Raw genomic sequence first — 20,008 nt, 5'->3', positions numbered from 1 at the left:
TGAGATGGATTCCGGGCTCGACGCTTCGCATTACCCAGGAATGATTGGTCAGGCCGGCGTCAGCTCGTCATAAACAGGGTAGTCCGTATACCCCTTCTCCTCGCCGCCATAGAACGTCGCGCGGTTGTACGGCGTGATCGGGTAGCCGTGCGCGAGGCGCCGCGGCAGATCGGGATTGGAGATGAAGATGCGGCCGAACGCGATGATGTCCGCATGGCCTTCGGCAATCGCGGCATTCGCGGTCTCGCCGGTAAAGCCGCCGGCGGTCATCAGCACGCCGCTGTAGAGCGGTCGGAATAGCACCATGGCCGACGGCACGTTCTCCCAATGGACGTCGGCTCGGCCGGCGCCGCTCGAGCGCGGCTCGATGAAATGCAGATAAGCGAGGCCAAGCTTGTCGAGCGCCTTCACCACATGGGTATAGAGCGGCATCGGATCGGGCTCGCCGGAATCATTGGCGATGCCGTGGGGCGACAGCCGCACCGCGACGCGGTTCGCGCCGCAGACGTCGATCGCGGCCTGCGTGACTTCGAGCAAGAGCCGCGCGCGATTCTCGATCGAACCGCCATATTGATCGGTGCGCTGGTTGCTGCGCGACTGCAGGAACTGCTCGAGCAAATAGCCGTTGGCGCCGTGGATCTCGACACCGTCGAAACCGGCGGCGAGCGCGTTCTTCGCGCCTTGCCTGAAGGCCTCGACAATCCCCTTGACCTCCTCGGTTTCCAGCGCGCGCGGCGTCTCGTAGTCCGAGATCTTGCCGTCGGCGGTCATCGCCTTCATCCCGGCCGCCTTGATCGGGATCGCCGAAGCCGAAACCGGCAGCTCGCCGCCATGGAACGAGGAATGCGAGACGCGGCCGACATGCCAGAGCTGGAGGAAGATGATGCCGCCCTTAGCGTGCACCGCCTCGACCACCTTGCGCCAGCCGTCGATCTGCCCCTGCGAATAGATGCCTGGAGTCGCCGGGTTGCCGCGGCCGTGCGACAGCACCGGCGAGGCTTCGGCAATGAGCAGGCCGCCGGGCGTTGCGCGCTGGGCATAATATTCGGCGTTGAGCGGCCGCGGCGAAAAGCTCTCGCGCTCAGCCCGCATGCGGGTCAACGGCGCCATCGCGACGCGATGCGCAAGCTTGTAAGGACCGACCTGCAACGGCTTAAACAACGCTTCGAATTTCATGCTGGCCCCGGATGTGTATGAAAGAATGCAGATCATAGTGCGAGGGGCGGCACCGGAAAAGGTACCGCCCCCAAGCAGATATTCTCCCTCGCGGAACGCGAGAGCGCGCCCTTACGCCGTCTTGATCCAGACCGCCTTCACGTTGAGATATTCCTCGACATGCTGCTTGCCGGACTCGCGGCCGTAGCCGCTCATCTTGTAGCCGCCGAACGGCACGGCCGGGTCCATCGCCTGGTAGCAGTTCACCCACACTGAACCTGCGCGCAGCGACTTTGCAACCGCATGCGCCTTGCTGACGTCGCGCGTCCACAGGCCGGAACCGAGCCCAAAGGTGGTGTTGTTGGCGCGCTTGACCAGCTCGTCCATGTCCTTGAACGCGATCGCGGAGATGACGGGACCAAAGATCTCCTCCTGCGCGATGCGCATGTTGTCCTGGACGCCCGCGAACACCGTCGGCGAGACGAAGAAGCCTTTCGAAAGCGCGCCTTCAGTCACCCGGCCGCCGCCGGCGAGAGCGCGTGCGCCTTCCTTCTGGCCGATGTCGAGATAACCGGTGACGCGCTCGAGCTGCTGCTCGGAGACCAGCGGGCCGATCTGCACGTTGGGATCGAGACCGTTGCCGACCTGCAGCTTCTTGCCAAACTCGGCGACGCGACCGACGAACTCCTCGTAGATCGCCTGCTCGACGAACAGACGCGTGCCAGCGCTGCAGATCTGCCCGGAATTGGCGAACACCGCCATCGCCGCGCCGGGCACGGCGGCATCGAGATCGGCGTCGGCAAACACGATGTCCGGTGATTTGCCACCCAACTCCAGCGAGACGCGCTTGAGATTGCCGGCGGAGGCGCGGATGATCGACTGGCCCGTGACGTGCGAGCCCGTGAAGGCGACCTTGTCGACGTCATGATGCGAGGCGAGCGCGGCACCCGCGGTCTCGCCATAGCCGGGGACAACGTTGACGACGCCCGGCGGAATGCCGGCTTCCATCGCCAGCTCGGCGATGCGCAGCGAGGTCAGTGGCGCTTCTTCCGCAGGCTTGAGCACCACGGTGCAGCCGGTCGCGATCGCGGGACCGATCTTCCAGATCGTCGCGGTCAGCGGGCCGTTCCAGGGAATGATGGCGCCGACGACGCCGATCGGCTCCTTCAGCGTATAGGAGAAGATTTCGCCCGGCAGCGAATTCTCGATGGTCTCGCCGTGGATCGCGGTGGTTTGGCCGGCATAATAACGCAGCATGCCGACGGCGCGCAGACGATAGGCACGGGTGCGGCTGAGCGGCGCGCCCATGTCGAGCGTGTCGAGCTGCGACAATTCGTCAAAATTCTTCTCGACGAGGTCGGCAAGCTTGAGGAGCAGGTTCTGCCGCTCGAACGGCTTGACCTTGCTCCAGGGGCCTTCGAAGGCACGGCGGGCGGCAGCGACCGCACGATCGATGTCTTCCTTGTCACCCTCGGCGACGGTTGCGAGCAGCTCGCCCGTTGCGGGATTGCGCGTCTCGAAGCGCTTGCCCGAGGCCGCATCGACCCATTTCCCGTCGATCAGCATCTGCTTGTAGGACCCGTTGGCGAACGGATGGCGCGTGATCGGAATAGCCTGCGACACAGCCATGGCTGCACTCCCTGTCAAATGATTGATTGGTTCGATCTGGGCGGGATCGTTGCGTCGAAGGATACCGCGGTGCCGGATAGGCGTAAAGGCAGCGCGGAACGAAGACCTCCCATGCCGGCTTGTGCAGGGTCGCGCAGCCGCCATGTTATAGCTCGCGCAAATCCCTCTTGCGGAGACGCACCATGCCCCATCCCGCCATCGTCAAAGACAATGTTGCTGTGATCACCGGCGGCGCGTCCGGCATCGGATTTGCCGCTGCCGTCGCTTTTGCGCGCGCGGGAATGAAGCTGTGTATCGTCGATGTCGACGAGCCCCGGTTGGCAGAAGCTGCAGCAAGACTGTCATCCGTCACCACTGCCGCAGATGTGATGACCTTCGCCGTCGATGTCAGCAGCGCCGAGAGCGTGACGGAACTGGAGGGCGCGGTGCGCGAGCGGTTCGGCGGCACCGATATCCTGATGAACAATGCCGGCATCCAGCCAGGCAGCACATTGTTCGGCGAGCCCGACCATTGGCAGCGCATCATCGGCGTCAACATGTGGGGCATCATCAACGGCTCGCGCATCTTCGCGCCGGGCATGATCGCGCGCGGCAGGCGCGGCCTCATCATCAACACCGGCTCGAAGCAGGGCATCACCACGCCGCCCGGCGATCCCGCCTACAATGTCTCCAAGGCCGGCGTGAAAGCGTTCACCGAGGCGCTCCAGCATGAGCTGCGCAACACGAAGGACTGTCGCATCACGGCGCACCTGCTGATCCCCGGCTTCGTGTTCACCGGCCTCACCGCGAAGGGCCGCACCGAAAAGCCGGCCGGCGCCTGGACGCCGGAACAGACGGTCGATTTCATGCTGGCGCGGCTGGAGGCCGGCGATTTCTACATCCTGTGCCCGGACAACGACGTGCCACGCGCGCTCGACGAGAAGCGCATGCTGTGGGCCGCCGGCGACATCGTCGAGAACCGCCCGCCGCTGTCACGCTGGCATCCGGATTACGCGGATGCGTTCAAGAGGTTTGTGGAGGGGGAGTGACCGCCCTCCCTCTCCCTTGTGGGAGAGGGAACAAGCCTACAGCGTCTCCTGCTGGTGCCCGCAATTCTTGCAGGCGAACTTGACCCGGCTCTGGCCCTTCTCCGCCTGCACCCGGTTCGGCGCGCCGCACTTGCCGCAGACGGCCTCGATGCGGGTCGTGCCCTGCTTGACGACGATGGACTTCTTTTCCATGGATTCGCGGATCAGGCGCTCGGCCTCCTCACGCAGCGATTGTTTCGACAAAGCTCGTCTCCGCCTCTGGAAAGCGCGCGAGCCATATCGCACCTGCAGCCGGAGCACAATGCGGGATGCGGATCGATGACGCCGAAAGCCGCGGGGCGCTGCTCCGCGGCTCTCTTGCGCGTCGTCAGGATCAGGCGCTCCGCTTACGCGGCCTTGGAAACCTCCATCAACAGCCGCTCGGCCTTCGCGTCCTCGATGCGGTTCACCAGCCGGCTGCTCTCGTGATTGTCTCGCACGGTCTTGGTCAGGGTGATGCAGGTCTGGATCAGCATGACGATACCCATGGTGAGATAGCCTTTCATCCAGAAATCGATCGGCAGGAAGAAGACGCCGATGGCGACGAGGAAGGCGGAGGCTGCGAAGGACGCATAGGTGAAGGTCACCCAGGCGCTGCTGTGGGGCTGGCCGTTCTGGTTCATGATGGTCTCCTGTGTTGCTGCGATGATGATGGGGGTTGGATCAGGCTGCCGGCGCGCGCCTGGATTTCAGCCGCGCGAGCACATCGTCCGCCGTGGTTTTCAGCCGCGGGCCAAAGCCCTGCTCGGCGAGCCTCTCGGCGGTCGCGATGGGACCTGTGGCCGCATCGAGCTCGACCAGCGCATCGTCGGCGGCCTGGGCTTCCATCTGCCGATCGCGCAGACGCCGCAACGTGCTCTCGGCCTCCGGCAGCGTGGATTCGTAGGGACGCGCCGCCTCGATGCCGCTGCGGCGAAGCGAGCGCACGGCTTCCGAAGCGCGGGCCAGACGGCGGCCGCGATCGAGCTCGGTGATGCGGGCCTGCGCGTTGGCAACATGCCGCTTCAGGCGGGCGATCTCGGTCGCGAACAGCGCACGGGCCGTCATCGCGGCATCGCGGTCGGCCTCCAGGCCGGCGATGGCTTCGGCGGCCTCCTTGGCGAGATCCTCACGACCGCCGTCGAGCGCCGCAACCGCGCGGGTTTCGAGATCGGTAATGCGGGCAATTGTCGCGTCCAGCTTGCGGCCCTCCTGCTGGTCCTGCGCAATCGCCAGCGCCAGCGTTCGCTTGCTGCGCTCGACGGCGGCGGCCGCATCGCGCATCTGCTGGTCGAGAATGAGGAGGGCCGTCCGGTCCTCCAGCTCCTCGCCGGCGGCGGCGACGCTACCGCGGAAAAGTGTCACGACGGTCTTGAACATCTGCTGCTCCCTGTTATGAGCGTTGCTCACAAACCGTTTGTAGCAGCAAACTTGAACATCGTTCAAGAATATTTTGAGCGACGCTCAAAGAATTTTGCATTGATGTCTAAGGTACTGGAACGACGAGAGAAATTTCGATCATCTCTGATCCTGGCGGCGGAGCGGATGATCGCCGACCGTGGCTTGCCCGGCCTGAAAACCCGCGATCTCGCCCGCGAGATCGGCTGCGCCAATGGCGCGGTCTACAATCTCGTGGCTGACATGGACGAGCTGATCCTGCGTGTGGGCTCGCGCACGCTGCTCCGGCTCGATGGGGCACTCAGTGCCGCGGTCAGCGCCGGCGAGCCATCCCCGCAGGAGACGCTGGTCCGCATCGCCATCGCCTATTGCGATTTCGCGGCCGAGAATCTCCAGCTCTGGCGCGCGCTGTTCGAGCACCGCATGGACGCCGACAAGACCGTCCCCGACTGGTCGGTCCAGGACCAGTTGCAACTGTTCCGCCACATCTACCAGCCGCTGGCCATGCTGTTTCCAAAGCGCAACCGCGAAGAGCTCGGCATCACGGCTCGCAGCCTGTTCTCGGCAGTGCATGGCATGGTCGCGCTGGGACTGGAGCAGAAGCTGGTCGCCGTGCCGCTGCCGGCGCTGCGCGAGGAGATCGCGGGCCTCGTGCGCGCGATGGTCGACGGATTGATCGCACGCCAGCGGTAGCGCTTCACGCAGGAATCCGACCACCCCGCGCGCCTCGGCGCGCGGGGCGGTCACGTCGCAAGTCTCAAGCCGCCTTGCCGGCCCGCAGGCGATCCAGCACCGGCAACAGTTCCGACGGATCAGGACGGCGCGTGTAGTCGGGATTCACCTCCGCATAGGCGATGATTCCGTCGCGGCCGATGACGTAACGCGCCGGCATCGGCAGCACCCAGGCCGGATCGTCGTTGAACGTCGGCAGGTCATTCTTGAACGCTTTGTAGAGCGCGACGAGCTCAGCCGGCAGCGCGAAGCGAACGCCGAAGGCCTCCGCGACCGCACTCCTGACGTCGCTCAGAATCGGGAACGACAGCTTGTTGTCGCGCTCCGATTTCCGGCTGTTCGGCGCAGTCTGCGGCGAGATCGCAACCAGGCTGGCACCGCGGGCGACGATCTCCGGCAGCGCCTCCTGCAGCGCCTGGAGCTCGAGATTGCAATAAGGACACCAGGCGCCGCGATAGAACGACACGACCAGCGGTCCCTTGGCGAGCAGCTCGCGCAAGGCGACCTGCTTGCCCTCGTGGTCTTTCAGGGTGAAATCCGGCGCGGCATCACCGGCCTTTTTTGCGCGCTGCACCTGACCGCTCGCGATCAGCTCGGCGGTCGCGCGGTGCATGATGTCGAGCACCTCGCGGCTGGGCTTGAGCGGCAGGCGGCCGCCTTCGAAATCGGCTTTGAAGGCATCGAGCTTGTCTTGCAGGGCCATGGCGAAACTCCATCGATTGCTGTTGGCCGGCCCTATCTGGATTATTCGGCAGCGCGAGGGTATACCGCTCGGACGCAGAAGATTTATTTGGAATACAAATGAGTGATCGGCTTCAGGAAATGGCGGTGTTCGTCCGGGCCGCCGAATGCGGCAGTTTTTCCAAGGCTGCCCGCGAACTTGGCCTGTCTCAGCCTTCGGTGTCCCGCATCATCAGCGAATTGGAGGCGCGGCTCGACGTCAAGCTGCTGCTCCGGACCACGCGCCGCATCACCGTGACCGACGCCGGGGCGCTCTTCCTCACGCGCGCGCGTGAGGTCCTCGCCGACATCGAGGACGCCGAGGACGCGGCGCGCGGAATCGACTCGCTGCGCGGGACCATCCGCATCGCAATGCCCATCATGTACGGCATGCGGCAGATCATTCCGCATCTGCGGAAATTCCTGGCGATGCATCCGTTACTCCACGTCGAGCTGTCGGTGGTCGACGAACGCCAGAATCTCGTTGCCGAAGGCGCCGACCTCGCCATCCGCCTCGGCGAACTCGACGATTCCGCGTTCGGCGCACGCAAGCTCGAAACCTTGCAGCGTCTCCTGGTGGCGTCCCCGTCCTATCTCGCCGCGCGCGGCACGCCGAAAACGCCGGCCGATCTCGCTTCACATGATTGCATCTTCGGACCCGGTCATTCCGGCCGGGCGAGTTGGGTGTTCACGCGCAACGGCGCGGAAACGTCGGTGGACGTGCGCGGCCGCATCCACACCGACTCGGGTCCGGGCGTGTTCGCCTGCGCCCTGGCGGGGCTCGGCATTTCGATGGCAACGTCGGTGATGGCCGCCCCCGAGATCAAGTCGGGCGCGCTGGTCCCGTTGTTGAAAGGCTACAAGGCCTCGCCGCTCGCCGTGCATGCCGTCTTCCCGGGTGGCCCACGTCCTTCCAGCAAGATACGGGCCCTGGTCGACTACCTGGCGGAGGAGTTGAGATAGGCGGCAAAGGCCTAGACCTCGCTCGACATGCAGGAGAAGCTAATGCGTACCGACGATGCGGATCACGCCTGAGGCCGCGCGCGCCTGCTCGGTCGAAAAGCCCCGTGCCAGCCGCGCCGCGCTCGCATGCAGCATCATGGCATCGAGCTTGCCCTGCCGCGCCCCGTCCAGGGCGCAGGCGAAGACGCGGTAGAACTGCGCGCCGTCATAGGCGACCAGCAGCAAATCGACGCCGGCATTGACCGCTTCGACCACGGCCTTGCAGACGTCGTTCTGGTAGATCGCGCCCATCACGAGGTCGTCGGTCATCACCACCCCCTGATAGCCCCATGCCTGCCGGAGGACGCCTTCGACGACGCGTTTCGAATGTGATGCGGCGCGATCGGGATCGACCGCGGTGAGCGTGACATGGCCAACCATGAGCGCGCTGCGCGAATGCGACAGCACCTCGCGGAACGGAAGCCAGTCGGATGCCTCGAGCTCCTTCACCGGCGTGTCGAGATTGGCGCTGAAATGATGCGTGTCGGTGCGCACGCGGCCGATGCCGGGAAAATGCTTGAGCGTGGCACCGACGCCGGATTCTTCCAGCCCGCGCACATAGGCGCCCGCAATCGTCGAGACGACGGCCGGGTCGGTCGCGATCGCGCGCTGGCCGATCAGCGTGTGGAAATCGAGCCGGTTGCGCCGCGCCGGCGGCTTGAGATCGAGCACCGGGGCGAGGTTGAGGTTGACGCCGAGGCCGGCGAGCTCGCGGCCGTGGATCCGGCCGAACTCTTGCGCCTTGGCCTGCTGGTCGTCGGGAGCAAGCCCGGCGAGCGTCGCCAGGGCCGGCACTTTCGTCAGCGGCGGCGCGAGATGGCCGACGATACCGCCCTCCTGGTCCGCAGCGACGATCAACGGCGGCCGGCCCGCTGAGCGCCTGATGTCCTGGAGCGCCGCGATCTCGGCCTGCAGCGCCTCGACGGTCCTGCCGCGGATGTTGTGGCGGGTCACGTAGACGCCGCTGATCAATCCCTGCTTGGCAAGGCGCGCAACCTCCGGGAAGGAGGAATAGCCGACCATGAAATGAGGCCCGAGCTGGCGCGCCTCGGCGGCACTGGCACCGAGAACCTCGTGCTTGCGCCACTCGAACTTCAGATGCGCCGCGGTCATCAGGACCGGCGGCAGGCACCAGAGCATGACGAGCAGCTTGCCCGCAATGGTGCGCCAACGTCCTTTGCGCAGCAGAAGGATGACGATCGCGATGCTTGCGACGACAAGCACGACGTTTCCAGCGCCACGCATCACGAGCAGATAAGGATCGTTCTTGTTCGCGGCAGCGAATGCAAGGGGAGGCGCAGCCAGCCAGAGCAGGATGAGACCGATACGACCGAGGAATTGCATGATGCATCACATGTGAGGAGCGGCGAATGCTTCGCACCTATCAAAGCGATTTGCCCCGCGCGAGGGGCAAACGCATGCCTGCACGAAAACTGCAAAAGACTCCTGAAACCATGCAGACGGTGATCCCGCCTTCTGCACAAACGACGTTCAGACTTCGTGATGCCAACCATCACGAAAGGTCTTACCGATATGACAAGTCTGGCTTCGACGATCGTGGAAGAGATCAAGCCGATCGGTCATTCCTCGATCCCGGCCAAGGTCGGCCTCGCGCTTCTGCTGGCCGCACTCGCCGACTGGCTGTTCTACGGGCAGCGGATCGGGCTGTCGCTGACGCTCTTTGCGATCGCGCTCGCCGGCGTATCGGTGCTCTTCAATCGTGCGGCGCTGGATCTGCGCCGCGCCATGATCGGCTCGGCCGTTCTCGCCGTCGGGCTGGTGCCTGTTGTCGAGGAGCTCAACTGTTTGTCGTTCCTGATCCTTGTCGCCTCGATGGCCATTGCGTTGCAGCTCGTGACCAACGCGGAAGCGACCGGCCTCGCCGACCGCGTTCGCGCATTGCGCAATTTCGTCCTGCTCGGTCCCTTCAGGTTCTTTCTCGATGCGCCCCAAGCGTTGAACGCGTCGGCATTCACCCGCGGCATCGCGCTCTGGCTGATGCCGGCGGCGCTCAGCGCCGTCTTCGTGGCGCTCTTCGCCGCGGCCAATCCGGTGATCGAGCAGTGGCTGTCCCTGCTCAATCCGAAACTCATCCTCGGATATATCAGCATCCCGCGCGTGCTGTTCTGGGCCTTGATGCTGGCGCTGGTCTGGCCGTTCATCCATGTGCGCTGGCGGCGCAAGAAAATCACCACCGCCGCCGAAGCCGTAGAGCCGCCTCCGCTTCCATCGCTCGTCTCGGTGGAATTTCTTGGTCCCTCCACCATCCTGCGCTCTCTGATCCTGTTCAATCTGTTGTTCGCGGCGCAGTCCGTTCTCGACGGCATCTATCTCTGGGGCCATCTGGCGCTGCCCGACAATCTGACCTATGCGAGCTACGCGCATCGCGGTGCCTACCCGCTGATCGTAACCGCCCTGCTCGCCGCGGCCTTCGTGCTGGTGACGATGCGGCCGGGCGGGCCGGCCGAGAAATCGAAGGTCATCCGGCCGCTGGTGTATCTCTGGGTGGGACAGAACGTCCTTCTCGTCGCCTCCTCAATCCTGCGTCTCGACCTCTACGTCGATGTCTACATGCTGACATACTGGCGAATCGCGGCGTTCATCTGGATGGGACTGGTCGCGCTCGGACTGATCCTGATCGTCGCCCGCATCGTCCTCGACCGATCCAACCAATGGCTCGTGGGCGCCAATTTGATCGCGCTCGCGATCTCGCTTTATGGCTGCTCGCTGGTGAACTTCGACGCCTTCATTGCCGACTACAATGTGGCCCACAGCCGGGAAGCTTCGGGCAACGGCCTGCAGATCGACATGAACTATCTCCTGACGCTCGGACCGCAAGCGCTGCCCGCCATTGACAAGGCGATCATGCTTCGACCCGGCACTCCCGAGAGCTGCCTTGTGTCGCGACGCGACCGCCTTGTAGAACAGCAGCGCCAGGATCTGGCCTGGCGGAGCTGGGGCTTTCGGAGCTGGCGGCTGCAGCGCCGGCTGGACGCGCTGGCGAAAGACCCGTCCGGCAGCCGGCCGGTCGGGTGAGCGGAGAGTTTCTTGGCGCATCGCATCCTCATCGTCGACGACGAAGGCCACATCCGCGAGGTCATCCGCGTCGCCTTGAAGAAGGCCGGCATGGACGTGATCGAGGCCCGCGACGGCAAGGAGGCGCTTCTCCGCGTCGCCGCCGACAAGCCCGACCTGATCGTGCTCGACATCGGCATGCCCGAGTTCGACGGCCTCGACGTCTGCCGCGAGGTGCGCAAGACCTCCGACGTGCCGATCCTGTTCCTGTCGGCGCGCGACGAGGAGATCGACCGCATCCTCGGTCTCGAAATCGGCGGCGACGACTATGTGACAAAGCCGTTCAGCCCGCGCGAGCTGGTCGCGCGGGTCAATGTCATCCTGCGCCGCCTCAGCCCGCGCAACGGCGAGGTCAAGGCTGACCCCAGCACGCTCTCCCAGGGCGGTCTGCTGATCGATCCCGAGCAGCACGTCGCGTCCTTTGCCGGCACGCCGCTGAAGCTGACCGCGATCGAGTTCGGCATCCTGCGTGCGTTCCTGACGCGGCCGACCTCGGTGTTCAACCGCGAGCAGCTGATGCGGGCAGCCTATCAGCTCAACATCCAGGTCTCCGACCGCACCATCGACAGCCACATCCGCAACATCCGCGCCAAGCTCGCGGCGCAGGATTGCGAGAGCGTGATCGAGACCATCCACGGCGTCGGCTTCAAGCTCGGCCGCTGCGAGAAAGAGGCATGAGCGCGGCGCCCGACAAATGGCGGCCGTCGCTCGCCCTCGTGATCTTCACGGTGCTGGCCACCGTCGCCGTGCTGCCGCTGGTCGGCCTGTTCTTCTTCCGCCTCTACGACAACCAGCTGATCCGCCAGACCCAGGCCGAGCTGATCGCGCAGAGCCGCGTGCTCGCGACGATCTATGCGCAGGAGGTCACGGCAAGGCTCGACAACGGCCTGACGCTCGGGCCCGAGGTGCCGCCGAACGTGCTGCCCGACCCCGGCGACCAGGTCACGCCGATCCGGCCCGCGCTCGATCTCACCGCCAACGACCTGCTGCGGCGGCGACCGGATGCGCTGCCCGCGTCCCAGCCCGCGCAGCCCGGCTATGTCGAGATCGGCGCAAGACTGACGCCGATCATCCGCGAGACCCAGAAGGTGACGCTGGCGGGCTTCCGGATCCTCGATCCCCAGGGCGTCGTCGTTGCCGGGCGGCAGGAGGTCGGGCAGTCGCTCGCCCATATCGAGGAGGTCGCGGACGCGCTGCACGGGCAATACCGCGCGACCTTGCGCAACCGCGTGCCGGACAAGCCGCCGCCGCCGATCTACTCCTTCAGCCGCGGCCTTGGCGTGCACGTGTTCTCGGCGATGCCCGTGATCGTCAACAACCGCGTCGCGGGCGTCATCTACACCACGCGGACGCCGAGCAACATTTTCGATCATCTCTACCAGGAGCGGGCCAAGTTCGTGCTGGCGGGACTTGCCGTGATCCTCGGCACGATCGCGATCGGCCTGGTGTTTTCGCGCACCATCACCCTGCCGATGCGCGAGCTGATCGACCGCGCCGCCCGGATCGGCCGTGGCGACCGCGAGGCGTTTCGGCCACTGCGGCATTACGGCACGCGCGAGTTCGCCCAGCTCTCGCACAGCTTCCTCGGCATGGCCGAGCAGCTGGCGCGGCGCTCGGACTATATCGCGACATTCTCGGCCCACCTCACCCATGAGCTGAAATCGCCGCTGACCTCGATCAAGGGCGCGGCCGAGCTGTTGCAGGATTCGGTTCAGGGCAAAGCGGGCAGCCTGACGCCGGCGGAGCAGAACACGTTCATCGCCAACATCCTGTCCGACACGCAGCGGCTGGAGGCGATGGCGCAGCGCTTGCGCGAGCTCGCCCGCGCCGAGAGCCTGCCGCAGAACGAGCGCACCGAGCTCGCGCCGGTGATCGCCGACCTCAAGAGCCGGTTTCCCGCGAGCTCAATCGAGGCGAGCGGCGTCCTCGACCGCGCCATCGGCATGTCCGGCGAAAAGGCGCTGATCGTGCTGTCGCATCTTGCCGACAACGCTGTGCGGCACAAGGCGCGGTCAATCCGGCTGGAGGCGAGCTTCGAGCGGACGACCCTGCGTCTGACGGTGAGCAATGACGGCGAACCGATCTCGACGCCGAACCGCGACAGGATTTTTGACGCGTTCTTCACCACCCGCCGCGACCAGGGCGGCACCGGGATGGGGCTGGCGATCGCACGCGCGGTGATGGCGAGCCATGGCGGCTCGATCAGCCTCAGGCCGACCGACAAGGGGGCCGCCTTCGAGCTTCGGTTTCCAACGGCCTAGATCGCGAACACCCAGGCCGCGACGATGGTGCCGATGGTGACCAGACCGGCGATGGTCCAGCCGGCGGCATATTCCAATTCGGGGTGACCGGTCGCCCGCATGATCTCTGCCGGATCGGCGGTATGCTTCTGTGCCATAACAGCCTCTCGCACGTTCCTTCCCGCGTCCTATGTAAGTCGCTTGGGCCGGCAAAAGGTTCCGTCACGGAAATGCGAGGAATGACGCAGCTCGGATTATTCGCTGAGCCGGAAGCTGGGCCTTCCGGACTTCGCTATGTCGACAATTTTATCGAAGCCGCCGTCGAGCAGGATCTGATCGGCCGCATCGCAGCATTGCCGCTCGAGCGTTTCCAGTTCGGGGCGTTCGAGGGCAACCGTCGGGTGGCGTCGTTCGGCTACCGCTATGACTATTCCCTGCAACGGCTGGCCGAGGCGGAGCCGATCCCGGACTGGCTCCTGCCGATCGCGCGGCGGGCCGAGGCGTGGGCGGGCTGGCGGAGGCCTGTGTCCGGCAGGTGCTCTGCACCGAATACGAGGTCGGCGTCGGCATCGGCTGGCACCGCGACAAGCCGCATTTCGACAAGGTCCTCGGACTGTCGCTCGGCTCGGCCTGCAAGTTCCGCTTCCGCCGCCGCAGCGGCGACAAATGGCAGCGCCACACGCTCGAGGCGCAGCCGCGCTCGCTCTACATGATGGACGGTGAGGCGCGCTCGCAATGGGAGCATAGCATCCCGCCGGTCGAGGCGCGCCGTTACTCCGTCACGTTCCGGACCATGAAGCGGACCTGACAGGCCGCCCAAAACAAAACTTCGAAAACAACCCCATGCACAGTAGACCGCCCAGCAGTGGCGTTTGACGGTAACGGGGGCGGCCTTTCTAAGCCTGAACTAAAATAGCTATCGATAATCGGCAGCGCTTGAGCGCCACGCAGGTCCGCCGGGGACCAAGGCGCACGCTCCGACAGCCTTGGGCGGGATGACTTTGCAACTTGCATTTGGGTGAGCTTCGGACCCTGGCATACCCCGACGAGCGCGGCACGCCGCGAAATTGCCTCAAGCCGACACAAAACTATAAAGGCGAATTGAAAAGACAGGCCAAACGCGAGAGCCGATATGAGAGCGCAACGCTAGCATCAAAATGAAGAATCATCTCGCATTTCTCCTGGTTCTCGCCGCGACGGCAGCTTCCGCCCACGGTCCCTCGCCGGCCCGGCTGCCTCTGCCCTCCGATCTCGTGCAAGCGGGCCTCACCGATTCCGACACCACCGCCGGCGGCACCGCGCGGCTCTGCGAGCAAGTCACCTTCTCGCGCGGCCTGCGCTACGGCGAGAGCGAAGCCAATGTGCTCGATGTCGCCACCAGCGCCACCAAGGCGGACACGCCGCGGCCGGTGCTGCTGTTCGTGACCGGCGACACCTTCACCGGCGACCGCGCCGCGCCGGAATTGTCGCGCCAGATCCAGGACCAAGCGATGTGCTTCGCCGCGCGCAACGACATGATCGGCGTGCGCGTCAACTATCGCCTGGCGCCCGCGGCGACGTGGCCCGCCGGGGCGACCGACGTGGCGGCGGCGCTGTCCTGGGTTCACGGCAATATCGACCTGTTCAACGGCGACGCCCGCGAGATCGTTGCGGTCGGCTACGGCGCGGGCGCTTTCCATGTCGCCACCCTGCTGGCGCATCCCGAGTTGCAGACCGACCGCGCCGATGTCGCCGCCGTCGTGCTGGTGTCCGGCATCTACCGCGCCGGCAAGGAGGCGAGCGACAGCGAGAAGGCCTATCTCGGCAGCGACGTCAGCCAGTACAACAAGCGCTCGGTTTTCCCGGGCATCCTCAACGTCGATGTGCCGATCGTGCTGGCCTGGGCCGCGGACGATTCCACGGGCACCGTCGCGCAGGGCGAGACCTTGAAGAAGACGCTCTGCGGCGCTGGCCATTGCCCGCGCAGCGCGCTGCTGCGCAGCCGCGACGGCATCGCGAGCGCCTTCGGCCTCGACGGCTCCGGCGACAGCCTGGCCGAGCCGACCTTGCTGCTGGTGCATCAGCTGGAGGCGCGGGGGCTGCCGTAGCGGTTGCGCCGGCAGCGAGGCGTCTCACACACAGGCGCATAACCCGCTGCGACAGCCGGTCAACATGCCTGCCGTTTATTCGCCCCGTGCACTCGCCTGAACCCCTGCCAAGCCACACGATTGCCAAACGCTTGACCTAGATCAACCGCCCTGGGTGCGGATTGAGCCGACCTCGTTGGGGGCCAACGACTAAGGTGTCGAGCATGCGCGTCACCGGAAAAGTGCTGTTCGTTCTGATCGCCGCTCTCGCCTCACTGGGGGCGATGTCGCAGCAACGCGCCGAGCAGGCGGCGGACGACAAGGAAATCCGCATCGGCAATGTCATGCCGTATTCCGGACCGCTGTCTGAATTCGGCGCGATCGGCCAGGCGGAAGCCGCTTACTTCGACATGATCAACGCGCGCGGCGGCATCAACGGCCGCAAGATCCGCTTCATCACGCGCGACGACAATTCCGATCCGTCGGCCGCGCTGGAGCTGACGCGCAACCTGGTCGAGAAGGACGACGTGCACCTGATGTTCGGCTCGTTCGGCACGCCCGGCAATCTCGCCGCGCGCTGGTATCTGAACGAGAAGAAGATTCCGCAACTGTTCGTCGCCTCCGGCGACGAGGAGCTGAGCCAGGCCAGGGCGTTCCCCTGGACCATGGGCTGGCAGCCGTCGATCCGGTCGGAAGGGCGCATCTACGCCAACTACATCCAGGCCTATTATCCCAGGAAGAAAATCGTCGTGCTCTGGCAGAACGACCAGTTCGGACGCATGCTCTACAAGGGGATCCAGGACGGCCTCGGCGACCTCAACCGCCATGTCCTCGTCGACATCGCCTTCGACATCGGCGACGAGCATCTCGACGGGCACGTCTCGATCCTCAAGCGCGCCGGCGCCGACATCTTCGTCTTCCTCGGCGTGCCGTCGACGGCCTCCAAGGTGATCAAGCTCGCGGCTTCACTCAACTGGCGCCCGGTCTTCATCGTCAACGACACCTCCGCCTCGATCGCAAATGCGATGGCGCCCGCGGGCCTGGAGAATTCGGCCGGCGTGATCTCGGCGGCCTTCCTGAAGGACCCGAGCGATCCCGCCTGGAAAGACGATCCCGCCATGAAGCAATGGTTCGCCTTCATGGAAAAGTACCATCAGGTCGAAAGCACCAACAACAACGCCGCGGTCTACGGCTATGCCGCGGCCGAGGCGTTGACGCAGGTGCTGAAGCAATGCGGCGACGACCTGTCACGCGAGAACATCATGCGCCAGGCGGCTTCGCTGAAGGGTTACAACCCCTCCGTCGCGCTGCCCAACATCAGGATGAATACCTCGCCGAGCAACTATCTGCCGATCAGGCAGATGCGGCTGGTGCAGTTCGACGGACGGTCGTGGCAGCCATTTGGGGAGGTGATCGAGACGGCATTCACGGAGGGGGCGGCAAGGTGAGATGATGGGTGCGCGCGGTGACGGGGAGGGTCGGAAGATTCACGCCGGCTTCAGCGAGGCCAGCGCGCTCTCCAGCAGCGCGCGCACCCGCGCGGCATCGCCTGACTTCACCACCGCCGGGTCGAGGTACAGCTCGAGCCCCGGCGCGCGCTCGGTGATGATGCCGCTGTTCTCCCCCGCATCGTTCAGTGCGTCGACCGAATAGGGAATGACCTCGCGGCTGATGCCCTTCATCGTGATCGCCGGCAAAGCGTGGGCGCGAACGATGTCGCTGACCAGGGCAAAAGTCTCGTAGCTCAGCACGATGCCGCCGGGCTCGGCGATCGACTGCAGCCGCGCGGCGAGGTTCGCCTCGGCGCCGATGATGGTATAGTCCATGCGGTCGGAGCTGCCGAAATTGCCGACATTGCAATAGCCCGAGTTGATGCCCATGCGCGAGCGGAACGGCTGCTCGATGCCGGACGCCCGCCATTTCGCATTGAGCTCGGCAAGGCGCTGCTGCATGTGCCAGGCCATCTGCAGACAGGCCTGCGCATCGGCGCGGTCGCCCCTGGTCTCGGGATCGCCGAAGAAGATCAGCATGGCGTCGCCGATGAACTTGTCGATGGTGCCGCCATGATCATGGGCGATCGCCGACATCTCCGTGAAATATTCGTTGAGGAGCTGGGTCAGCTGCTCCGGCTGCAGCCGTTCGGCGGTAGCCGTGAAATTCTGGATGTCGGAGAAGAAGATGGTGAGCTTCTTGCGCTCGGTGTGGATGGTGACGTCCTTCTGGCCGGAGAAGATGCTCTTGTAGACCTGCGGCGGGATGTAGCGCGAGATCTTCATCGACAGCGAGGCCAGGAAGTCGTTGGCGGATTCGAGCTCCCGGTTCATGGTCTTGATGCGGCCGGCCTGCCTTCGCTGCAGCGAGAGAAACGAAAGGCCGCTGCCGGCGGCGATCAGGAAATAGGCCAGCAGGAACTTGAACGAGAAGATGTTGGCGGCGATCGGCTGCGCGATGATCACCTCCTGGATGCCTCTGACGTCGCCGACCTTCCAGTCCTTCTTCGGACTCTCGGGATGGCTGTTGTGACAGCTCACGCAGGCCGGGCCCATCGTGACGGGCGCGACCAGGCGAACCTTGTCCGAGAACAGCGATGTCTCGGTGTCCAGGATCTTCTGCTCGGGATCCTTGCGGAGCGCGTCGAGCGCGTCCTTCTCGAACTTGTCGAGCTGGTGCGACGCGCGGTTCTGGAACGGGAAGTCCGAGACGAAGCGATAAGTGATGTTCTCCTGCTGTGCGCCGATGACCCGTCCGAGCTCCAGCGACAGCGTCGCCGGAATCGGGATCGCGCCCGGCACGGACTCGTAATTGTGCACCACCTTGGTGGTGCCGTCAGGGTTCGCCAGCACGCGCCCGACCACGTTGGAGGCGTAATAGCTGCGCACGCTCGTGATCACCGAGTTGAGATCGACCGCCTGCCGACGCAGCGCGGTCTTGGAGAGCTCGGTCAGGTCCAGCCACACCGCGAGCGGCAAGGCGAGCAGCAGGAAGGCGATCACGGCCCCAATGAGGATCCCGTTCTTGCGCTGTTCTTCGGAGATCTCTTGTTTCACGCCATGGCTCCGTTGTGTACCTTTTTGTCGCAAACTCCTGGAATTTGCGGCAAGGAATGCGGCGGCACAGAGCCCAGAAAACGCTGACACGCGCAACCCCCTTTCATGGTGGTCGGACCGGGCGCCTTTTAGTTTCATGACGAATGTTTAAGATCGGCATCAATCTGCATTGATCGGAGCCAGCGCCCATGACCGAGACCATCCGCATCAAGCGCTTTCACGCGCGACCCGTGATCGTGCCGATGAACCTGCCGCTCAAAACCTCGACCGGGGACGTGGCGAAGGCGCCGCTCGTGTTGATCGACTGCGAGACCGACCATGGCGCGCGCGGGCACGCTTATTTGTTCTCGATCAGGCCGTCGGCCTTGAAGCCGCTGACCTCGATGGTCGCGGAAATGTCAGAGCTGCTCGCCGGCGACGAGCTGCTGCCGTTCGAGATCGAGCGCAAGCTGACCCAGCGCTTCACGCTGCTGGGCCTCGCCGGCCTGCAGCGACTGGCGCAATCCGGCATCGACATGGCGGCCTGGGATGCGCTCGCCCGAGCCAAGGGGCTGCCGCTGGCGCGCCTGCTCGGCGGCGCCCCGAAACCGGTCAAGGCCTACAATTCGAAGGGGCTCGGCATCATGCCGGCGGGCGCCGCCGTGGACGAGGCGCACAAGCTGCTGGCTGAAGGGTTTCGGGCCGCCAAGATCCGCGTCGGCCGTACCGACGCGCGGGAGGATCTAGCCGTCGTCCGCGCGGTACGGAAAGCAGTCGGCGACGAGGTCACCCTGATGTGCGACTACAACCAGGCGCTCACGGTGACGGACGCCATCCGTCGCGGCGAGATGCTCGACGACGAGGGCCTCAGCTGGATCGAGGAGCCGATCCGCCACGACGATTATGCCGGCTGCGCCCGCATCGCCGATGCGCTGCATACGCCCGTCCAGATCGGCGAGAATTTCGACAGTGCGTTCTCGATGCAATCGGCGCTCGCGGCGGAAGCCTGCGACTACGTGATGCCCGATGTGCAGCGGATCGGCGGCGTCACCGGCTGGCTGCGCGCCGCCGCGCTCGCGCAGGCCGCGGGCATCGAGATGTCCTCGCATCTGTTCTCTGAAGTCAGCGCGCATTTGCTCTGCGTCACGCCGACGGCGCATTGGCTGGAATATGTCGACTGGGCCGATGCCGTGCTGTCGACGCGCCTCGAGATCAAGGACGGCTTTGCGCTGCCGGGCGAGGAGCCTGGGAACGGGATTGCGTGGGACGAGGCAGCGATCGCCAGATATCTCGTCACATAGCGACGCCTGCTACGATCGAACGGCGGCAATCATGTTCAATTCGACCGGAGCCCCTCGCGGCAACTCGGCGACGCCGACGGATGTCCGCGTGTGGCGGCCGCGATCGCCGAGGCGTTCGATCAGCCGGTCGGAAGCCCCGTTCATGACTTGCGACTGCTGGGTAAATCCAGGCGCTGACGCGACGTATCCCACGACCTGCAGAACCTGGACGATCCTGTCCTCTCCGCCTGTGGCGTGGTTGATGGCGGCGATGCAGAGATCGGCGCAGAGGGCCGCAGCCTCCTGCGCGGCCGCGATATCGACGCCGGCACCGACCTTGCCTGCACACAGCAGGTCCTCGCCGCGACGGGGTAGCTGGCCGCTGACATAGGCAATTCCATTGTGGATGATGACCGGCAAATAGTTGCCGCCGGGCTTATTCACGCCGCTCATCTCGGTTGCTCGCCTCTTTTCGCATCGGCAAACGACGCATGGGCATCGTCGCCGTGGTGGACGCGTGGACAATGGCAGGCGGCCCGTCGCGGATCAAGGTCGCGACGCTCTTGCATGCCGGGGGTGTGGCGGATCCGGCCTGACAAGACTTCACCTTCCGCGCATTGCGCAGCTTGGGCGAGCGCG

Annotated in this window: 19 protein-coding genes and 1 pseudogene; 10 read left to right on the top strand and 10 right to left on the bottom strand. The window is 65.1% G+C overall.

Translation table 11 applies throughout. The features are described 5' to 3' along the window. Positions 1–48: 48 nt before the first annotated feature. A complete protein-coding gene (locus AC0WRY_RS05180) occupies positions 49–1,176 on the bottom strand; it encodes an alkene reductase (protein ID WP_194405967.1) in 1,128 nt (375 codons plus the stop codon). A gap of 111 nt (positions 1,177–1,287) precedes the next feature. Then, positions 1,288–2,784: an aldehyde dehydrogenase family protein gene (locus tag AC0WRY_RS05175; RefSeq protein WP_194405966.1), complete on the bottom strand. Its 1,497-nt coding sequence runs from the start codon at positions 2,782–2,784 to the stop codon at positions 1,288–1,290. A 182-nt stretch (positions 2,785–2,966) separates the two neighbouring features. Between AC0WRY_RS05175 and AC0WRY_RS05170 the strand changes: the two genes are divergently transcribed. After that, entirely contained in the window at positions 2,967–3,812 is an 846-nt protein-coding gene (locus AC0WRY_RS05170; protein WP_194405965.1) for an SDR family NAD(P)-dependent oxidoreductase, read from the top strand. A gap of 36 nt (positions 3,813–3,848) precedes the next feature. Here AC0WRY_RS05170 and AC0WRY_RS05165 read toward each other — a convergent pair whose 3' ends face one another. The 3 genes from AC0WRY_RS05165 to AC0WRY_RS05155 all read right to left on the bottom strand — a co-directional run bounded on the left by AC0WRY_RS05165 (position 3,849) and on the right by AC0WRY_RS05155 (position 5,210). Then, positions 3,849–4,055, bottom strand: coding sequence for a hypothetical protein (locus AC0WRY_RS05165; RefSeq protein ID WP_028134265.1), 207 nt, complete (start codon positions 4,053–4,055; stop codon positions 3,849–3,851). A 143-nt stretch (positions 4,056–4,198) separates the two neighbouring features. Then, positions 4,199–4,474: a YiaA/YiaB family inner membrane protein gene (locus AC0WRY_RS05160; protein WP_063197515.1), complete on the bottom strand. Its 276-nt coding sequence runs from the start codon at positions 4,472–4,474 to the stop codon at positions 4,199–4,201. 40 nt (positions 4,475–4,514) lie between these two features. Continuing rightward, positions 4,515–5,210, bottom strand: a complete 696-nt coding sequence (locus AC0WRY_RS05155) for a PspA/IM30 family protein (RefSeq protein ID WP_194405964.1) — start codon at positions 5,208–5,210, stop codon at positions 4,515–4,517. Positions 5,211–5,312: 102 nt separating this feature from the next. Here AC0WRY_RS05155 and AC0WRY_RS05150 point away from each other — a divergent pair, with 102 nt between their 5' ends. Beyond that, complete coding sequence (locus AC0WRY_RS05150; protein ID WP_194405963.1) at positions 5,313–5,921, top strand: TetR/AcrR family transcriptional regulator; 609 nt, start codon at positions 5,313–5,315, stop codon at positions 5,919–5,921. Between the two features lie 64 nt (positions 5,922–5,985). Here AC0WRY_RS05150 and AC0WRY_RS05145 read toward each other — a convergent pair whose 3' ends face one another. Next, a complete protein-coding gene (locus AC0WRY_RS05145) occupies positions 5,986–6,663 on the bottom strand; it encodes a peroxiredoxin-like family protein (RefSeq protein ID WP_194405962.1) in 678 nt (225 codons plus the stop codon). Between the two features lie 119 nt (positions 6,664–6,782). Here AC0WRY_RS05145 and AC0WRY_RS05140 point away from each other — a divergent pair, with 119 nt between their 5' ends. Then, positions 6,783–7,643 (top strand): LysR family transcriptional regulator, encoded by an 861-nt coding sequence (locus AC0WRY_RS05140; RefSeq protein ID WP_491122747.1) that lies wholly within the window; start codon positions 6,783–6,785, stop codon positions 7,641–7,643. A 39-nt stretch (positions 7,644–7,682) separates the two neighbouring features. On the opposite strand, the gene AC0WRY_RS05135 is transcribed toward AC0WRY_RS05140, so the two are convergent. Beyond that, positions 7,683–9,026, bottom strand: coding sequence for a glycoside hydrolase family 3 protein (locus AC0WRY_RS05135; protein ID WP_194405960.1), 1,344 nt, complete (start codon positions 9,024–9,026; stop codon positions 7,683–7,685). Positions 9,027–9,215: 189 nt separating this feature from the next. Between AC0WRY_RS05135 and AC0WRY_RS05130 the strand changes: the two genes are divergently transcribed. The 3 genes from AC0WRY_RS05130 to AC0WRY_RS05120 are packed head-to-tail and all read left to right on the top strand — an operon-like array spanning position 9,216 to position 13,018. Next, a complete protein-coding gene (locus AC0WRY_RS05130; RefSeq protein WP_491122746.1) occupies positions 9,216–10,718 on the top strand; it encodes a DUF4153 domain-containing protein in 1,503 nt (500 codons plus the stop codon). Positions 10,719–10,730: 12 nt separating this feature from the next. Continuing rightward, complete coding sequence (locus AC0WRY_RS05125) at positions 10,731–11,435, top strand: response regulator (RefSeq protein WP_491122745.1); 705 nt, start codon at positions 10,731–10,733, stop codon at positions 11,433–11,435. Beyond that, a complete protein-coding gene (locus tag AC0WRY_RS05120) occupies positions 11,432–13,018 on the top strand; it encodes an ATP-binding protein (RefSeq protein WP_491122744.1) in 1,587 nt (528 codons plus the stop codon). Before AC0WRY_RS05125 ends, AC0WRY_RS05120 begins: the two co-directional genes overlap by 4 nt. Here the strand turns inward: AC0WRY_RS05120 and AC0WRY_RS05115 are convergent. Continuing rightward, positions 13,015–13,155 carry a hypothetical protein gene (locus tag AC0WRY_RS05115; protein ID WP_164718835.1) on the bottom strand — a complete coding sequence of 47 codons (141 nt, stop codon included), beginning with the start codon at positions 13,153–13,155 and terminating at the stop codon, positions 13,015–13,017. The two genes, AC0WRY_RS05120 and AC0WRY_RS05115, sit on opposite strands and share 4 nt — an antisense overlap. Before the next feature lie 81 nt (positions 13,156–13,236). Here AC0WRY_RS05115 and AC0WRY_RS05110 point away from each other — a divergent pair. From AC0WRY_RS05110 to AC0WRY_RS05100, 3 genes and pseudogenes are all read left to right on the top strand, one after another. Then, positions 13,237–13,805: pseudogene (locus AC0WRY_RS05110) on the top strand (alpha-ketoglutarate-dependent dioxygenase AlkB). A 349-nt stretch (positions 13,806–14,154) separates the two neighbouring features. Then, entirely contained in the window at positions 14,155–15,084 is a 930-nt protein-coding gene (locus AC0WRY_RS05105; protein WP_491122743.1) for an alpha/beta hydrolase, read from the top strand. Between the two features lie 203 nt (positions 15,085–15,287). Beyond that, complete coding sequence (locus AC0WRY_RS05100; RefSeq protein WP_491122742.1) at positions 15,288–16,511, top strand: ABC transporter substrate-binding protein; 1,224 nt, start codon at positions 15,288–15,290, stop codon at positions 16,509–16,511. Positions 16,512–16,550: 39 nt separating this feature from the next. Here the strand turns inward: AC0WRY_RS05100 and AC0WRY_RS05095 are convergent, their stop codons facing one another. After that, positions 16,551–18,110 (bottom strand): adenylate/guanylate cyclase domain-containing protein, encoded by a 1,560-nt coding sequence (locus AC0WRY_RS05095; RefSeq protein WP_194405952.1) that lies wholly within the window; start codon positions 18,108–18,110, stop codon positions 16,551–16,553. A gap of 188 nt (positions 18,111–18,298) precedes the next feature. Here AC0WRY_RS05095 and AC0WRY_RS05090 point away from each other — a divergent pair, with 188 nt between their 5' ends. After that, complete coding sequence (locus AC0WRY_RS05090) at positions 18,299–19,390, top strand: enolase C-terminal domain-like protein (RefSeq protein WP_491122741.1); 1,092 nt, start codon at positions 18,299–18,301, stop codon at positions 19,388–19,390. Between the two features lie 9 nt (positions 19,391–19,399). On the opposite strand, the gene AC0WRY_RS05085 is transcribed toward AC0WRY_RS05090, so the two are convergent. Next, entirely contained in the window at positions 19,400–19,822 is a 423-nt protein-coding gene (locus tag AC0WRY_RS05085; protein WP_491122740.1) for a RidA family protein, read from the bottom strand. Between the last annotated feature and the right edge of the window lie 186 nt (positions 19,823–20,008).

This window comes from Bradyrhizobium sp. T-12, from assembly GCF_058314695.1.
The sequence above is the reverse complement of the archived record's forward strand: the minus strand, read 5'-3'. Positions and strand labels throughout refer to the sequence as shown.

Excerpts from the sequence above, each read along its gene's own strand:
- AC0WRY_RS05180 (WP_194405967.1), bottom strand. The coding sequence starts at position 1,176 with ATGAAATTCGAAGCGTTGTTTAAGCCGTTGCAGGTCGGTCCTTACAAG.
- AC0WRY_RS05175 (WP_194405966.1), bottom strand. The coding sequence starts at position 2,784 with ATGGCTGTGTCGCAGGCTATTCCGATCACGCGCCATCCGTTCGCCAAC.
- AC0WRY_RS05170 (WP_194405965.1), top strand. The coding sequence starts at position 2,967 with ATGCCCCATCCCGCCATCGTCAAAGACAATGTTGCTGTGATCACCGGC.
- AC0WRY_RS05160 (WP_063197515.1), bottom strand. The coding sequence starts at position 4,474 with ATGAACCAGAACGGCCAGCCCCACAGCAGCGCCTGGGTGACCTTCACC.
- AC0WRY_RS05155 (WP_194405964.1), bottom strand. The coding sequence starts at position 5,210 with ATGTTCAAGACCGTCGTGACACTTTTCCGCGGTAGCGTCGCCGCCGCC.
- AC0WRY_RS05150 (WP_194405963.1), top strand. The coding sequence starts at position 5,313 with ATGTCTAAGGTACTGGAACGACGAGAGAAATTTCGATCATCTCTGATC.
- AC0WRY_RS05145 (WP_194405962.1), bottom strand. The coding sequence starts at position 6,663 with ATGGCCCTGCAAGACAAGCTCGATGCCTTCAAAGCCGATTTCGAAGGC.
- AC0WRY_RS05140 (WP_491122747.1), top strand. The coding sequence starts at position 6,783 with ATGGCGGTGTTCGTCCGGGCCGCCGAATGCGGCAGTTTTTCCAAGGCT.
- AC0WRY_RS05135 (WP_194405960.1), bottom strand. The coding sequence starts at position 9,026 with ATGCAATTCCTCGGTCGTATCGGTCTCATCCTGCTCTGGCTGGCTGCG.
- AC0WRY_RS05130 (WP_491122746.1), top strand. The coding sequence starts at position 9,216 with ATGACAAGTCTGGCTTCGACGATCGTGGAAGAGATCAAGCCGATCGGT.
- AC0WRY_RS05120 (WP_491122744.1), top strand. The coding sequence starts at position 11,432 with ATGAGCGCGGCGCCCGACAAATGGCGGCCGTCGCTCGCCCTCGTGATC.
- AC0WRY_RS05115 (WP_164718835.1), bottom strand. The coding sequence starts at position 13,155 with ATGGCACAGAAGCATACCGCCGATCCGGCAGAGATCATGCGGGCGACC.
- AC0WRY_RS05105 (WP_491122743.1), top strand. The coding sequence starts at position 14,155 with ATGAAGAATCATCTCGCATTTCTCCTGGTTCTCGCCGCGACGGCAGCT.
- AC0WRY_RS05100 (WP_491122742.1), top strand. The coding sequence starts at position 15,288 with ATGCGCGTCACCGGAAAAGTGCTGTTCGTTCTGATCGCCGCTCTCGCC.
- AC0WRY_RS05090 (WP_491122741.1), top strand. The coding sequence starts at position 18,299 with ATGACCGAGACCATCCGCATCAAGCGCTTTCACGCGCGACCCGTGATC.
- AC0WRY_RS05085 (WP_491122740.1), bottom strand. The coding sequence starts at position 19,822 with ATGAGCGGCGTGAATAAGCCCGGCGGCAACTATTTGCCGGTCATCATC.